Source organism: Streptomyces sp. NPDC027962 (assembly GCF_055566095.1).
Map to the genome: position 1 here is coordinate 101,360 of NZ_JBVHTA010000025.1, position 14,800 is coordinate 116,159.

General features: G+C 71.1%; 13 protein-coding genes. 10 read left to right on the top strand and 3 right to left on the bottom strand.

Annotated features, from left to right (window positions below; genetic code table 11):
* Positions 1-32 precede the first annotated feature (32 nt).
* Entirely contained in the window at positions 33-1,727 is a 1,695-nt protein-coding gene (locus ACZ4SA_RS23155; RefSeq protein WP_468277565.1) for a BACON domain-containing protein, read from the top strand.
* A 96-nt stretch (positions 1,728-1,823) separates the two neighbouring features.
* Here ACZ4SA_RS23155 and ACZ4SA_RS23160 read toward each other — a convergent pair whose 3' ends face one another.
* Positions 1,824-2,642 carry a DUF3109 family protein gene (locus ACZ4SA_RS23160; RefSeq protein ID WP_468277568.1) on the bottom strand — a complete coding sequence of 273 codons (819 nt, stop codon included), beginning with the start codon at positions 2,640-2,642 and terminating at the stop codon, positions 1,824-1,826.
* 40 nt (positions 2,643-2,682) lie between these two features.
* On the opposite strand from ACZ4SA_RS23160, the gene ACZ4SA_RS23165 reads away from it, so the two are divergent.
* The 4 genes from ACZ4SA_RS23165 to ilvD all read left to right on the top strand — a co-directional run bounded on the left by ACZ4SA_RS23165 (position 2,683) and on the right by ilvD (position 7,119).
* Positions 2,683-3,615: a Ppx/GppA family phosphatase gene (locus tag ACZ4SA_RS23165; protein WP_468277571.1), complete on the top strand. Its 933-nt coding sequence runs from the start codon at positions 2,683-2,685 to the stop codon at positions 3,613-3,615.
* 22 nt (positions 3,616-3,637) lie between these two features.
* A complete protein-coding gene (locus tag ACZ4SA_RS23170) occupies positions 3,638-4,456 on the top strand; it encodes a sugar phosphate isomerase/epimerase family protein (protein ID WP_468277574.1) in 819 nt (272 codons plus the stop codon).
* Positions 4,453-5,166, top strand: a complete 714-nt coding sequence (locus ACZ4SA_RS23175; protein ID WP_468277577.1) for a TetR/AcrR family transcriptional regulator — start codon at positions 4,453-4,455, stop codon at positions 5,164-5,166. The genes ACZ4SA_RS23170 and ACZ4SA_RS23175 overlap by 4 nt, the downstream gene beginning before the upstream one ends.
* A gap of 102 nt (positions 5,167-5,268) precedes the next feature.
* Positions 5,269-7,119, top strand: a complete 1,851-nt coding sequence (ilvD, locus tag ACZ4SA_RS23180) for a dihydroxy-acid dehydratase (RefSeq protein ID WP_468277579.1) — start codon at positions 5,269-5,271, stop codon at positions 7,117-7,119.
* Positions 7,120-7,171: 52 nt separating this feature from the next.
* On the opposite strand, the gene ACZ4SA_RS23185 is transcribed toward ilvD, so the two are convergent.
* Positions 7,172-9,376: a serine/threonine-protein kinase gene (locus tag ACZ4SA_RS23185; RefSeq protein ID WP_468277607.1), complete on the bottom strand. Its 2,205-nt coding sequence runs from the start codon at positions 9,374-9,376 to the stop codon at positions 7,172-7,174.
* 138 nt (positions 9,377-9,514) lie between these two features.
* On the opposite strand from ACZ4SA_RS23185, the gene ACZ4SA_RS23190 reads away from it, so the two are divergent.
* The 5 genes from ACZ4SA_RS23190 (at position 9,515) to proC (ending at position 13,019) form a co-directional block, all read left to right on the top strand.
* Positions 9,515-9,838 carry an SH3 domain-containing protein gene (locus ACZ4SA_RS23190; RefSeq protein WP_468277582.1) on the top strand — a complete coding sequence of 108 codons (324 nt, stop codon included), beginning with the start codon at positions 9,515-9,517 and terminating at the stop codon, positions 9,836-9,838.
* A 32-nt stretch (positions 9,839-9,870) separates the two neighbouring features.
* The gene (locus tag ACZ4SA_RS23195) at positions 9,871-10,404 is read left to right on the top strand and encodes a hypothetical protein (protein WP_468277584.1); all 534 of its coding nucleotides are present in this window, start codon (positions 9,871-9,873) and stop codon (positions 10,402-10,404) included.
* 145 nt (positions 10,405-10,549) lie between these two features.
* Complete coding sequence (locus tag ACZ4SA_RS23200; RefSeq protein WP_468277586.1) at positions 10,550-11,344, top strand: ABC transporter ATP-binding protein; 795 nt, start codon at positions 10,550-10,552, stop codon at positions 11,342-11,344.
* Complete coding sequence (locus ACZ4SA_RS23205) at positions 11,341-12,078, top strand: ABC transporter permease (protein WP_468277588.1); 738 nt, start codon at positions 11,341-11,343, stop codon at positions 12,076-12,078. The genes ACZ4SA_RS23200 and ACZ4SA_RS23205 overlap by 4 nt, the downstream gene beginning before the upstream one ends.
* 131 nt (positions 12,079-12,209) lie before the next feature.
* Positions 12,210-13,019: a pyrroline-5-carboxylate reductase gene (gene proC / locus ACZ4SA_RS23210; protein WP_468277590.1), complete on the top strand. Its 810-nt coding sequence runs from the start codon at positions 12,210-12,212 to the stop codon at positions 13,017-13,019.
* A 77-nt stretch (positions 13,020-13,096) separates the two neighbouring features.
* Here the strand turns inward: proC and trpS are convergent, their stop codons facing one another.
* Positions 13,097-14,095: a tryptophan--tRNA ligase gene (trpS, locus tag ACZ4SA_RS23215; RefSeq protein ID WP_468277593.1), complete on the bottom strand. Its 999-nt coding sequence runs from the start codon at positions 14,093-14,095 to the stop codon at positions 13,097-13,099.
* Between the last annotated feature and the right edge of the window lie 705 nt (positions 14,096-14,800).

Sequence of the window (14,800 nt, forward strand, 5' to 3'; positions counted from 1 at the left end):
ACGGCCCGTGGTCCTGCCCCTACGGTCACGGAGTGACGAGCAGCAGGCTGGAACCCCCTACGCACACCACCGGTGCACACCGGGCGCACCGACGCGCCCCCCGTACGTTGCCGCAGAGGCCGCCCGCCCGTTACGAGCCGTACCTGGACGGCCTGTTCACCTACTGCCTTTCCGTGCTGTGCGACCACGACGCGGCCACGGCGGTTCTCGGTGACGTCCTCGCCATCGCCGACCGGCAGCACGGGCGCTGCCCGGCCGGCGCGGCCGAGCGGAAGGCCTGGATGTACGCGCTCGCGCGGTGGGCCTGCCTGCGCCGGCTGACCGAGCAGCGGCGCAAGCGCCAAGGCGCACACACCGGGCGGCCCGCGGCGCCCGAGCAGACCGCCCCGCGCGTCCCGCCGGAGACCGCGGAGCGCCACCGCGCCGAACTGGCCCAGCTGGCCTGGCCCGAGGCCGCCGGTACCACGCCCGAGCAGCGCGAGGCCCTCGAGCTCGCCGTACGCCACGGCCTGGGGGCCGGCCAGGTGGCCGCCGTCCTCGGCGCGGAACCGGCAGCCACCCGCATGCTCCTCGCGGCCGCGGCCTGTGAGGTGGAGCGCACCCGCGCCGCGCTCGCCGTCGTCGAGAAGGGCAACTGCCCGGCTGTCGCACGGCTCACGGACGACAACCGCGTGCTGCTCTCCGCGGCGCTGCGCCAGGAACTGGTACGGCACGTCGACGACTGCCCGTGCTGCCGACGCACCGCAGAGCGCGCCGGTGCGGGCGGGCCGTGGCCCGGCTCGGCCGTCACACCGGCCGCGCTGCCGCTGGTCGAGGCGCCGCGGGCCGCCACGTACGTGGCCATGCTGCACGTGTCCCGGGCGCGTGCGGGCGGTCCGCGCTTCGGCCCCGGCGGCTTCCCCCTGGACCCGAAGGACCACGCGGCCCGCCGTGACCGGCTGCGGGCGCGGGCCGTGACGACGACGGTCGTGGCCACGGTGGTGGCGGCTCCGGTGCTCGCCCTGTGGGCGGCCTACCGGGGAGCGCCGCTGACAGGAGAGGCGCAGGGCGGCCCCGCTGCCAGTGCGGGCGAGCGGGCGGACGGCGGAGGGGCGGCTGCCGCCCCGTACGACCACTACGAGAACGCGGGCAACGCGAGCGCGAAGCCGGACCCGCGGTTCACGGCGAACCGCCGTTCGCCGGACGTCTCGGTCGAGGTGATCAGTGACGAGGCGCCCATGTCGCCGACCGTTCCCGGCCTGCCGGGCCCGGGCCGGATCACCCTCGAGGCGGAACCGGCCGGTGACGGCACCCGCATCACGCTCACCGCGTCCGGCGGTTCGCCGGTCAGCTGGTCCGCGTGGACAGGTGCGGGCTGGCTGTACCTGAGCCAGATCTCCGGCACGCTGAACCCCGGCGAAACGATCACCCTGTACGTCATCGTCGACCACTCGCGCGAGCCGGCCGGGCCGTGGCGGGCCCGGGTGGGTGTCGATCCCTCCGGGGCGGTCGTGTCGATCCGCGGCCACGGCGCGACAACTCCCACGCCCCCGCCGTCCTCGCCCGACCCGGACCCGGACCCGACGCCGCCGTCGAGTCCGCCGCCGTCCTCGCCGGACCCGGACCCGGACCCGGACCCGACGCCGCCGTCGAGTCCGCCGCCGTCCTCGCCCGACCCGGACCCGACCCACTCGGAACCGACCCCCACCCCGCCCTCGGAACCCGCGACACCCCCGCCGGCGAACTGAAAGCCGGCGCCCCGGCCCTGCCCGGCGCCCCGGCCCTGCCCGGCGCCCCGGCCCGTCCGGGGCCCCCTCGCCCGTCCGCCGGGAGGCGCCCGTCCGTCAGCTGGCGGCCGGGCGCGGGGGGTCCGCCGGATGGGGGGCCAGGAGGGGCAGGGCCGAGGCGAGCCGGGCCTCGCACAGCTCGACCAGCACGTCGTACGCCGCCTTGCCCATCAGTTCCGTCAGCTCCGGGCGGTACGTCACGTACACCGGTTCACCGGCGCCGTGCGCGGACGTCGCCGACGTGCACCACCAGTGCAGGTCGTGGCCGCCCGGGCCCCACCCGCGGCGGTCGTACTCGCCGATCGACACCTGGAGCACCCGCGTGTCGTCGGGGCGGTCGATCCACTCGTACGTACGCCGCACCGGCAGCTGCCAGCACACGTCGGGCTTGGTCTCCAGCGGCTCGCGGCCCTCACGCAGCGCCAGGATGTGCAGCGAGCAGCCCGCGCCGCCCGCGAACCCTGGGCGGTTCTGGAAGATGCAGGAACCCTCCCAGCGGCGCGTCTGGCGCTCCCCGTCGTCGTCCTCCTGCACCCAGCCGGTGCTCGTGCCGACGTCGTGGAACTCCCACAGGTCCGGAGTGAGACGGGCCACGTGCCCGGCGACCCGCTTCTCGTCGTCCTCGTCGGAGAAGTGCGCCCCCAGCGTGCAGCAGCCGTCGTCAGCGCGCCCCGCCTGGATCCCCTGGCAGCCGCTGCCGAAGATGCAGGTCCAGCGGGAGGTCAGCCAGGTCAGGTCGCAGCGGAAGACCTGCTCGTCGTCCGCGGGGTCGGGGAACTCCACCCAGGCACGGGCGAAGTCCAGGCCCTTCTCGTCTTCTTGGATCTTCTTCAACGGGTTGGCTTTGCCCGGCTTCGCCTTTTTCGTCTTTGGCACAGGTCCAGCGTATGCGCGCGGCCGCAGTAGCGTTCGGTCCATGAGACTCGGAGTCCTCGACGTGGGTTCGAACACGGTGCACCTGCTGGCGGTCGATGCCCACCCCGGTGCACGGCCGCTACCCGCCCACTCGCACAAGGCCGAACTGCGCCTCGCGGAACTGCTCGACGAGGACGGGGCGATCGGCCCCCACGGTGTCGACCGTCTCATCCACACCATCGCCGACGCCCTCCAGGCCGCCGAGGACAAGGGCTGCGAAGAAGTTCTCGCCTTCGCGACCTCCGCGGTGCGCGAGGCCACCAACGCGGACGCGGTACTGGCGCGGATCAAGGACGAGACCGGCGTCGTCCTCACGGTGCTCAGCGGCGAGGAGGAGGCCCGTCTCACCTTCCTCGCCGCGCGCCGCTGGTTCGGCTGGTCGGCCGGGAAACTGCTCGTCCTCGACATCGGCGGCGGCTCCCTGGAGATCGCGTTCGGTATCGACGAGGAGCCCGACAAGGCCGTGTCCCTGCCGCTCGGCGCCGGACGCCTCACCGCGGGCATGCTGCCCGGCGACCCGCCGGACATGAGTGACGTCAGGGCGCTGCGCCGCCACGTGCGGGCGGAGATCGCCCGGACGGTCGGCGAGTTCAGCCGCTTCGGCAGGCCCGACCACATCGTCGCGACCTCCAAGACCTTCAAACAACTGGCCCGTATCGCCGGTGCCGCCCGCTCGGCGGAGGGGCTGTACGTGCAGCGTGATCTGAATCGCAGTTCGCTGGAGGAGTGGGTGCCGAAGCTGGCCGCCATGACCGTCGAGCAGCGCGCCGGTCTGCCCGGCGTGTCCGAGGGCCGGGCCCGCCAGATACTCGCAGGAGCCCTGGTCGCGGAGGGTGCGATGGACCTCTTCGGCGTCGAGGAGCTCGAGATCTGCCCCTGGGCGCTGCGCGAGGGACTCATCCTGCGCCGTCTCGATCACCTCCCTGCCGCTTAGGTCGGCCCCGTACCCTGTCTCCGTGGCAGAACCAGTGGTGCGCATCCCGGATGCGAAGGTTGTCCTGTCGACTGCTTCCGTCTATCCGGAGTCGACGGCGACGGCCTTCGAGATTGCCGCGCGCCTCGGCTACGACGGTGTCGAGGTCATGGTGTGGACCGACCCCGTCAGCCAGGACATCGAGGCGCTGCGCCGGCTCTCCGACTACCACCGGATGCCCGTGCACGCCGTCCATGCGCCGTGTCTGCTGATCACCCAGCGGGTGTGGTCCACCGATCCGTGGGTCAAGCTCCAGCGGGCGCGTGCCGCCGCGGAGAAGCTCGGGGCGTCGACGGTCGTCGTGCACCCGCCGTTCCGCTGGCAGCGGCAGTACGCCCGCGACTTCGTCAGCGGGATATGGCGGATGGCGAACGAGACGGACGTGCGGTTCGCCGTGGAGAACATGTACCCGTGGCGCTACCGGGACCGCGAGATGCTCGCCTACGCCCCGGACTGGGACGTCACCAAGGAGGACTACCGCCACTTCACGGTCGACCTCTCGCACACGGCGACCGCCCGCACCGACACCATGGCGATGATCGACCGTATGGGCGACCGGCTCGGCCATGTGCACCTCGCCGACGGCAAGGGATCCGCGAAGGACGAGCACCTCGTCCCCGGCCGTGGCGACCAGCCCTGCGCCGAGCTGCTGGAGCGGCTCGCGCGTACGGGCTTCGACGGCCATGTCGTCATCGAGGTCAACACACGGCGCGCCATGTCCGCCGCCGAACGGGAGGCCGACCTCGCGGAGGCGCTGGCCTTCACACGGCTGCACCTCGCGTCGGCCACCCGCGTCTCATGACGGAGGAGCGCAGACGCCGCGGCCGGCCCGCCCGCAAGGCGGCGGAAGAGGGGCCAGGGGCGCAGGAGCGCATCCTTCAGGCGGCGCGCACCGAGTTCGCGGAGCGCGGCTACGACAAGACCACCATGCGCGGCATCGCCAGGGCAGCCGGGGTCGACGCGGCGCTCGTGCACCACTACTTCGGCACCAAGGACGATGTGTTCGCGGCCGCCATCGAGCTCTCCTTCGAGCCGACGTTGGTCGTCCCGCAGATCCTGGGACAGGGTTCGGCGGGTATCGGTGAGCGGCTGGCGCGTTTTTTCATCGGAGTGTGGGAGAACCCGGCGACCCGCGCGCCGATGCTGGCCGTCATACGGTCCGCGCTGACCCATGAGGCGGCGGCGAAGGTGCTGCGCGGGTTCGTGCTGCGGCGGCTGCTGGAGCGTGTCGCGGCGGAGCTGGACGTACCGGACCCTCGGTTCCGTGCCGAGCTCGCCGCCTCGCACATGGTCGGCATCGTGATCCTGCGGTACGTGATCCAGGTGGAGCCGCTGGCGTCGGCGGATCCGGAGGACATCGTGAGGATGGTGGCGCCGACGCTCCAGCGGTACCTCACGGAGTTGGACCCGTCGGGCGATCAGGCGGGCCCGGACGGCCCGGAGGCGCCCGACTCGGCGGACGCCGCACCGGACACCTCCAGCACTCCGGACACTGCGGCGACCGAGGACTGAGCCGCGCGTCCCGCATTTCGGACAAGGCGTCCAGATCTTGGAGCGGCGGCGTAGGCTCGACAGAGACCCATCCGTCCTCAGGACGCCCAAGGAGCGAGCGCGATGCCCGAGCTGAGGTCCCGCACTGTCACCCACGGTCGCAACATGGCGGGCGCCCGCGCCCTTATGCGGGCGTCGGGCGTAGCGGCTGAGGACATCGGCAAGCCGATCGTCGCCGTCGCCAACTCCTTCACCGAGTTCGTCCCCGGCCACACCCACCTCGCGCCGGTCGGCCGGATCGTCTCCGAGGCGATCAAGGCCGCGGGCGCCGTGCCGCGCGAGTTCAACACCATCGCCGTCGACGACGGCATCGCCATGGGCCACGGCGGCATGCTCTACTCGCTGCCCTCGCGCGACCTGATCGCCGACTCCGTGGAGTACATGGTCGAGGCGCACTGTGCGGACGCGCTGATCTGCATCTCCAACTGCGACAAGATCACCCCGGGCATGCTGATGGCCGCGCTGCGCCTCAACATCCCCACCGTTTTCGTCTCCGGTGGTCCGATGGAGTCCGGCCGCGCGACGCTCGTCGACGGCACGGTCCGCACGCTCGACCTGGTCGACGCGATCTCGGACGCGGTGAACGACAAGATCTCGGACGAGGACATCCTCCGCATCGAGGAGAACGCCTGTCCGACCTGTGGCTCCTGTTCCGGCATGTTCACCGCCAACTCGATGAACTGCCTGACCGAGGCCATCGGGCTCTCCCTGCCCGGCAACGGCTCCGTGCTCGCCACCCACACCGCCCGCAAGGCGCTGTACGAGAACGCGGGTGCGACGGTCGTCGAGATCACCAAGCGGTACTACGAGCAGGACGACGAGACCGTCCTGCCGCGCACCATCGCCGGCATCGCGGCCTTCGAGAACGCCATGGCCCTCGACATCGCCATGGGCGGCTCGACGAACACGATCCTGCACCTGCTGGCGGCGGCCCAGGAGGCGGGCGTCCCGTTCGGCCTCGACGAGATCGACGCCGTCTCACGCCGGGTCCCCTGCCTCGCGAAGGTCGCGCCCAACGTCGCGAAGGACCGCACGTACTACATGGAGGACGTGCACCGCGCCGGCGGCATCCCGGCCCTCCTCGGTGAGCTGCACCGCGCGGGACTGCTGAACGAGGACGTCCACTCCGTGCACAGCCCGTCCCTCGCCGACTGGCTCAAGACCTGGGACGTGCGCGGCGGCTCGCCATCCGCCGAGGCCGTCGAGCTGTGGCACGCGGCGCCCGGTTGCGTCCGCTCCGCCACCGCCTTCTCCCAGTCCGAGCGCTGGGAGGCGCTGGACGAGGATGCCGAGAACGGCTGCATCCGCTCCGCTGAGCACGCGTACTCCAAGGACGGCGGACTCGCCGTCCTCAAGGGGAACATCGCCGAGGACGGCTGCGTCGTGAAGACCGCCGGCGTCGACGAATCGATCTGGACCTTCGAAGGCCCGGCCGTCGTCTGCGAGTCGCAGGAGGAGGCCGTCGACAAGATCCTCCGCAAGGAGATCACGCACGGCGACGTGGTCGTCATCCGCTACGAGGGCCCCAAGGGCGGGCCCGGTATGCAGGAGATGCTCTACCCCACGTCCTTCCTGAAGGGCCGCGGCCTGGGCAAGACGTGCGCCCTGATCACCGACGGCCGTTTCTCCGGCGGCACCTCCGGTCTGTCGATCGGCCACGCCTCCCCGGAGGCGGCCTCGGGCGGCACGATCGCGTGTGTCGAGGACGGCGACCGTATCCGCATCGACATCCCGAACCGCACGATCGAGCTGCTCGTCGACGCCACCACGCTGGCCGCCCGCCGCGAGGCGCTGAACGGCGCCTACGCCCCGAAGTCCCGCGAGCGCAAGGTCTCCGCGGCCCTGCGGGCGTACGCTGCGATGGCGACGAGCGCCGACAAGGGCGCCGTCAGGGACGTCTCCAGGCTGGGCTGACCCGCCCCGGATCGGCCTCCCCGACCCGCCCACTCCGTCGGACCCGGCGTGCTCACCAGCGCGCCGGGTCCTTCCCGTCCACCGCGAAGACCGACCCGTCGGGCGCGGTCGCGAACACCTTGCCGTCGGCGGGGACCGGCGCGGGCAGCATGGACGCGAGCCTGGAACCGTCGTCCGCCATGCGCGGCGAGGTCTGGCCGGTGAGCCGTCCGAGCTTCGCGTCGACGGCGAGCAGCCGCCCGTCCGCGGCCGACACGTACACCGCCCCTGGGTCCGTGACCGGGCGGGAGAGACGGGCGGCCGAGGTCTCGAGTCGCCACAGCTGCGCGTCGCCGGGCGCCTTCGTGGTGTCGAGGGCGAGAAGCGAGCCGCCCGCACCGGCGAGATGAACGATGTCGCCGGCGACCCCCGCCTGCGCCTGATCGACCGGGACGGCGAGCGGGATGCGGTGGACGGCCCGGCCGGCGCCGGCCGTATCGAGCCGTACGACCGCGGTGGTGAAGCCGTCGATGTCGGCGGCGAGCAGATACAGGACGCCGTCGTCCGAGAGCTGCACGGGCTGCAGCGAACCCTGCAGCCGCTTGGTCCAGAGCCGCTCGCCGCGCGCCGTGTCGAAGGCGCTGACCTGGGTGGACGTGCCGTCCGGCGAGAGGGTGGCGGTGAGCGCCGGTCCGCCGCCGTCGGCGGCGACCAGCTGGGAGCCGGGTGCGCCGTGCTGCTTCCGCCAGCGGTCACGGCCCGTCGCGGCGTCGACGGCCCGGACCGTACCGGCGTCCGACATCAGCAGCAGGGTGTCGCCGACGCAGCGGACCGTGGGATACGCGGAGACGTCCATGTCCCAGCGCACCGCACCCGAGACGGGGTCGAGCGCCTCGTACCGGCCGCTGCCGGGTGTCATCACCTGCAGCAGCCCTCCGGCGACAACGGGCGCCAGGCTCTCGTCGCTCTGCGCGGACGCGTCGGCCCGCGCCGCGACCGACCAGAGCGCCTTTCCGTCCGCGGGGTCCAGCCGGGTGGCCTTCACGCCGGGCGCGCTGCAGTAGAGACCGCCGCCGGTCGCCGTGCAGACCGGGGTCCCGTTCGCGCCGTCGCCGCCGGGCAGGGTGGCGTCCCACGGGCGGAAGCGGTCCTCGGCGCGTGTCGTGACGCGGGGCCGGTCCACGCCCTCGCCGTCGGCCGACGCGCCGACGACCACGATCCCGCCCGTCAGCAGCAGGGCGAACGCCGCGGCGCCCGCCCACCAGCGCGCCCTCCGGCCGAGCGGCCCCAGCGGTGACTCGGCCGGGTCGGGGCCATCGCCGGTCGCGTGGGCCGGGGCCCGCGGGGCCGCTTTTGTGACGGGCCGGGGGCCTTCGGCGGGCCGGGGGATCTCGACGGAATCCGGCTCGCGCTGCGCCGGTATGTACGCCTGCGTGTCGTACGCGGACGAGGGCGACGACGCCCGCAACGCGACCATCAGCTCGTACGGCGTCGGACGCTCCTGCGGGTCCTTGGCCAGACAACGCGCCAGCAGCGGTACGAGATCCTCCGGTACCCCTGCCAGCTCCGGCTCGTTGTGCACCACCTGGTACGCCACGATGTACGGGCTGTCGGAGTCGAACGGGCCTCGGCCGGTCGCCGCGTGCACCAGCACCGCACCGAGCGCGAACACATCCGCCTCCGGCCCGACCTCGCGCGGCCGCTGGAACTGCTCGGGCGCCATGAACGGCGGCGTGCCGATCAGCTTTCCCGTTTCCGTGCGCAGATCGCTGTCCGAGGGACGCGAGATGCCGAAGTCGATGACTTTCGGCCCATCTGCCGCCAGAAGCACATTGCTTGGTTTGAGGTCGCGGTGCACCACGCCGGCACGGTGAATGTCGCGCAGCGCCTCCGCGAGGCCGGCGCCCGCCCTGCGCAGCTCGACCGGCTCCAGGGGCCCGTTCCGCTTCACCCGCTCCGCGAGTGTCGGGCCGTCGATGAAGAGGGTGGCCATCCAGGGCCGTTCAGCATCCGGGTCGGCGTCGACGACCGGCGCGGTGAACGCTCCGCTGACCCGGCGGGCGGCCGTGACTTCCTGTCGGAAGCGGGCTCTGAACTCCGGGTCGGAGGCATGCTCGGCATGAATGACCTTGACCGCGAGCCGCAACCCGGAGGCGGAGGTCGCCAGATGGACGACGCCCATGCCTCCGTTGCCCAGGCATGCCTCCAAGCGGTACTGGCCCGCATATTCCGGATGCTCCGCTTCCGGGAACCGCCCGGTGCTGCGCAGCGGTGGCATCTCCCACCCCCGTCTGATGGTGCGCACACGCGACGCTCGGAGCCTAGTCGATGGCGTGTGTGATCCGGCCATGGCTTGCTAGCCTGCGCGCGGCGGACACGCCGGACATTCACATCGACGACAACGGGGGAAAGTCCGATGGCACTTGAAGAGATACAGAACGCCGAGATCGAGGGCGCAGACATCGCCGAGGTCACGGTGGAGACCATGGCCGCCAGGCGCTACCCGGTCGCGCCGGGCGTCCGGCTGAACGTCCGCAGCGGCCCCGGCACCCAGTACCGGATTGTCAAGATCCTCCCGTACGGCGCCACCGTGCCGATCTACTGCCAGAAGCCCGGTGAGACCATCACGGGCCCGTACGGGACGAGCGGCCTCTGGGACAACATCGCCAACGGCCAGTTCGTCTCCGACGCGTACGTACACACCGGAAGTGACGGCTACGTCGCTCCGCGCTGCTCCTGACCGTTGCAGGTGCAGGCGGGATAATCGACCCCGTGAGCGACCAGACCGAGAACAGCAGCGCGCACGGCCCGGGCACCGGTACCGGCGGCCCCGAGCCCGAGCCCATCCGCTTCTTCGGCACGACCTGGGTCGGCCGCGACGGGGGATACGGGCTGCGCCGGGCCGGTCTCGCCGCCGGTTCCCTGATCACCGCCTTCGCGGCCGCCATGGTGCTGCGCCTCGCCTACCAGGGCCTGGCCATCGCCGAGGTCGGCAGCTTTGTGAACGTCATCGTCGTGGTCATGTTCGCGGTGTGCAGCGCCATCGCCTTCCGCAAGACCTGGGAGAGCTTCTCCCGCCGGCCCGACGGCTCCCGGGCCGAGGACTCTCTGCGCAGCCTGAAGATGATCGGCTTCATCGGCTCGCTCATCGCCTACTTCCTGCGTTGTTTCGTCGAGGCACCCGGCGAGAAGCTCCGCCGCGTCGAGTACGAGACGGCGCTCAGGCAGTACGAGAAGCGGCGCAGCACCCGCAGCGGCAACCCCGCAGGCCGTCGGCCGAAGGGCGGCAGACCCAAGCGCAGCTGACATCCAGCGGCTGAGCACCCAGCAGCACGTCCAACCGCTGAGTATCCAAAAGACACGACTTCGGCCCGCGCCCGGTCACACCGTCAAGGTGTGGCCGGGCGCGAGTGCTTGACGGTTTCGCACACCCGAGCGCATTATTCATCGCATGATGAATTCTCCAGGGGTCGCCGTCCTGGCCCGCGGCCTCACCGTCGTTCGCGGAGACCGCACCGTCCTGCGCGGTCTCGACTTCACCGTCCTCCCCGGCCGTATCACCGGCCTCCTCGGTCCTTCCGGCTGCGGAAAATCAACTCTGATGCGCGCGGTCGTCGGGACCCAGGCCAGAGTCACCGGCACTCTGGAGATCCTCGGCCGCCCCGGCGGTGACGCCGCGCTCCGCTCCCGCATCGGCTATGTCACCCAGGCGCCGTCCGTCTACGACGACCTCACCGTCCGCCAGAACCTCGACTACTTCGCCTCCGTGCTCCTCCCGGGCCGCCGCCGTCGCGGCACCCGCGAGCAGCACGTCACCCAGGCGATCGTGGACGTCGACCTCGCCTCGCACGCGGACTCGCTCGCCGGCCGGCTCTCCGGCGGACAGCGCAGCCGCGTGTCACTCGCCGTTGCCCTGCTCGGCACCCCCGAGGTCCTCGTCCTCGACGAACCCACCGTCGGCCTGGACCCCGTCCTCCGTCGTGACCTCTGGGACCTCTTCCACCGCCTCGCCGACGAACGCGCTGCGACGATCCTCGTCTCCTCCCACGTCATGGACGAGGCCGAACGCTGCCACCGCCTCCTCCTCATGCGCGACGGCGAGATCCTCGCCGAGGACACTCCCGACGACCTGCGCATCCGCACCCGCTCGGAAACCGTGGAACAGGCCTTCCTCCACCTGGTCGACCAGGCCAACGCCCTCCAGGCCAACGCTCCGGCCAACGCCCTTCAGGAGAACGCCCGATGAGCCCCGCCCGCACCCTCGCCACCGCCGCCCGCGTGCTGCGCCAGCTTCGCCACGACCCGCGCTCCATCGCCCTGATGATCCTCGTGCCGTGCGTGATGCTGTTCCTGCTCCGCTTCGTCTTCGACGGCAGCCCGCAGACCTTCGACTCCATCGGCGCCTCACTGCTCGGGATCTTCCCGCTGATCACGATGTTCCTGGTGACCTCCATCGCCACCCTGCGCGAGCGCACCTCCGGCACCCTGGAACGCCTCCTTGCCATGCCGCTCGGCAAAGCCGACCTGATCGCCGGCTACGCCCTTGCTTTCGGGCTCGTCGCCGTCGTCCAGTCCTTCTTCGCGACCGGCCTCGCTCTGTGGGCCCTCGGTCTCGACATCGTCGGCTCGCCCTGGCTGCTGCTCCTCGTCGCGCTCCTCGACGCGCTCCTCGGCACGGCGCTCGGACTCTTCGTCTCCGCCTTCGCCGCTTCCGAGTTCCAGGCCGTCCAGTTCATGCCGGCCGTGATCTTCCCCCAACTGCTGCTGTGCGGCCTGTTCACCCCCCGCGACAACATGCAGCCTGTCCTCGAAGCGATCTCCGACGCGCTGCCCATGTCCTACGCCGTCGACGCCATGAGCGAAGTCCTGCGCAACCCCGACGTCACCGGCGACTTCATCAGGGACGTCCTGGTCGTCGCCGCCTGCGCCCTGCTCGTCCTCGCCCTCGGCGCGGCCACCTTGCGCCGCCGCACAGCCTGACCTCGACGGGCCGCACCGCCTGACGACGGCCACGGCGAAGCACTCGTACCGACACTCGGACACGACGGCGCGACCAAGCCCCTGGTGAAAGGATGTCCGCACGTATCCCCACCGGCGAGGTGAACAGAGCCATGACCCAGACAGTCGCAGTCCTCGGTACGGGCAAGATCGGCGAGGCGCTTCTCAGCGGCATGATCCGCGCCGGCTGGCGGCCCGCCGACCTGCTGGTCACCACCCGCCGTGCCGACCGCGCGGAGGAGCTGCGCACCCGCTACGGCGTCGAGCCCGTCACCAACGCCGAGGCTGCCAAGCGTGCCGACACCCTGATCCTCGCCGTCAAGCCCCAGGACATGGGCAAGCTGCTCGACGAACTCGGTGCCCACGTAACCGCCGACCGTCTTGTCATCAGCGCCGCCGCCGGTATCACCACCTCCTTCATCGAGGAGCGCCTGGCCGCAGGCACCCCCGTCGTCCGCGTCATGCCCAACACCCCCGTGCTCGTCGACGAGGGCATGTCCGTCATCTCCGCCGGCAGCCACGCCACGACCGGACACGTCGCCCACGCCGAGGAGATCTTCGGCGGGGTCGGCAAGACCCTCCGCGTCCCCGAATCCCAGCAGGACGCCGCAACCGCCCTCTCCGGATCCGGGCCGGCGTACTTCTACTTCCTCGTCGAGGCCATGACCGACGCCGGCATCCTCCTCGGCCTCCCGCGCGCCCAGGCCCACGACCTGATCGTCCAGGCGGCGATCGGCGCCGCCGTGATGCTCCGCGACAGCGGCGAGCACCCTGTGAAACTTCGTGAAGCAGTCACCTCCCCCGCCGGCACCACCATCAGCGCCATCCGCGAACTCGAGAACCACGGCGTACGAGCCGCGCTGATCGCAGCCCTCGAAGCAGCCCGCGACCGCAGCCGCGAGCTCGCCTCAGGTAACGGCTGAGGCGGCTCGCGGGCAGGCCTGCCGCCGTGACGCCCCGACGGCAGGCCGCCCCCACATCGCCCCTGTCCATGCCACCCTCAGGCGGGCGGCAGCAGACCGATCGCCCGGTACGCCGCATCGACCGTCGGACGGGCCATCGCCCTGGCCCGCTCCGCTCCCTTCTTCAGTACCTCGTCGACATGGCCCGGATCGGCCGCGAGCTCGGAGTGCCGCTTCCTGATCGGCCTCAGCAGCTCCTCCACCGCCTCGGCCGTGTCCTTCTTCAACGCCCCGTACGACTCGTACACACCGGCCAGCTCGATCGGGTTCCGTCCCGAACAGGCCGACAGGATCTCGAGCAGATTGGCCACACCGGGACGCGCCTCCCGGTCGTACTCGACGTCACTCCCGCTGTCCGTGACGGCCCGCATGATCTTCTTGCGTGCGACATCGGGCTCGTCGAGCAGATAGACGATGCCCGCCCCCGCCTCGTGGGACTTCCCCATCTTCGATGCCGGGTCCTGCAGATCCATGACCCGGGCAGCCACCGGTGGATGCGTCGCCCGCGGAACGGTGAAGGTGTGCCCGTAACGCTGGTTGAACCGCACCGCAAGATCGCGCGTCAGCTCGACATGCTGAGTCTGGTCCTCACCGACCGGCACCTCGTCGGTTCCGTAGGCCAGGATGTCCGCGGCCATCAGAACCGGATACGTCAGCAGGGACAGCCGCACGCTCTGTCCGGCCGCCCGTGCCTGCGCACCCTTCTCCTTGTACTGGATCATGCGCCGCAGCTCCCCGTCGGTCGCCGTGCACTCGAGGATGTAGGAGAGGCGGGCGTGCTCGTCCACATGGCTCTGCACGAAGATCGTGCAGAGCTCGGGATCCAGACCTGCCGCGAGCATCAGCGTCGCGGCCTGGCGGCTGAGTCTGCGGACCCGCGCCGGGTCGTGCTCCACCGTCAGGGCGTGCAGATCGACCACGCTGAACAGCGCATCCGACTGCTGCTGGTCCACCTCGACCCACCGGCGCATCGCCCCGAGGTAGTTGCCGAGGGTCAGATGTCCTGTCGGCTTGATCCCGCTGAAGATCCGCGTCATCTCGTTCTCCGTCTCCTGGTCGGAGCCGCCGACTCCTGCGGCCCGGGCTCCTGGAGGGAGTTACGCGAACGGCCGCCGAAGCGGCGGCCGTGGGGGTGCATGCGTAGGTGCCGGCCGCCGTCAGGCGGCCCACCACCGGGTGAGGCACGTACGCGATGTCATGGGCTCAGAGTACGCCCGCGGGGCCCAGGTTGACATCGAGAACCGTCGTCCGTAGTGTTCTCCGAGTTGTCCGACGTGAGCACCGACTCCGGTCGGCCCCGGACAGCCATTCCGCAGGAACCACTTCTAGCGAGCGACATTACGTGTCGCCCGTCTTTCGTGCGCTTTTGCGAAATGAGGAATCCGCGTTCGAAGGAGCGCCGACCCCGATTAGCGTCGGGAGGCAGGATTCCGCTAAAGTCTCACTCGTCGGAACGGCCCAACAGCCGGGAAGGCAACCCCCCTCTGACTGGGAATCAGGCCCGAAAGGATCTGATAGAGTCGGAACCGCTGGAAAGCCGAAAGGCCGGAAAGCACACCGAGGAAATCGGATCGGAAAGATCTGATAGAGTCGGAAACGCAAGACCGGAGGGAAGCGCCCGGAGGAAAGCCCGCAGGGGTGAGTACAAAGGAAGCGTCCGTTCCTTGAGAACTCAACAGTGTGCCAAAAATCAACGCCAGATATGTTGATACCCCGTCCGTCTTCGGATGGTCGAGGTTCCT

Coding starts and splice junctions, on each gene's coding strand:
- ACZ4SA_RS23165 (WP_468277571.1), top strand. CDS start 2,683: ATGAGACTCGGAGTCCTCGACGTGGGTTCGAACACGGTGCACCTGCTG.
- ACZ4SA_RS23175 (WP_468277577.1), top strand. CDS start 4,453: ATGACGGAGGAGCGCAGACGCCGCGGCCGGCCCGCCCGCAAGGCGGCG.
- ilvD (WP_468277579.1), top strand. CDS start 5,269: ATGCCCGAGCTGAGGTCCCGCACTGTCACCCACGGTCGCAACATGGCG.
- ACZ4SA_RS23185 (WP_468277607.1), bottom strand. CDS start 9,376: ATGCCACCGCTGCGCAGCACCGGGCGGTTCCCGGAAGCGGAGCATCCG.
- ACZ4SA_RS23190 (WP_468277582.1), top strand. CDS start 9,515: ATGGCACTTGAAGAGATACAGAACGCCGAGATCGAGGGCGCAGACATC.
- ACZ4SA_RS23200 (WP_468277586.1), top strand. CDS start 10,550: ATGATGAATTCTCCAGGGGTCGCCGTCCTGGCCCGCGGCCTCACCGTC.
- ACZ4SA_RS23205 (WP_468277588.1), top strand. CDS start 11,341: ATGAGCCCCGCCCGCACCCTCGCCACCGCCGCCCGCGTGCTGCGCCAG.
- proC (WP_468277590.1), top strand. CDS start 12,210: ATGACCCAGACAGTCGCAGTCCTCGGTACGGGCAAGATCGGCGAGGCG.
- trpS (WP_468277593.1), bottom strand. CDS start 14,095: ATGACGCGGATCTTCAGCGGGATCAAGCCGACAGGACATCTGACCCTC.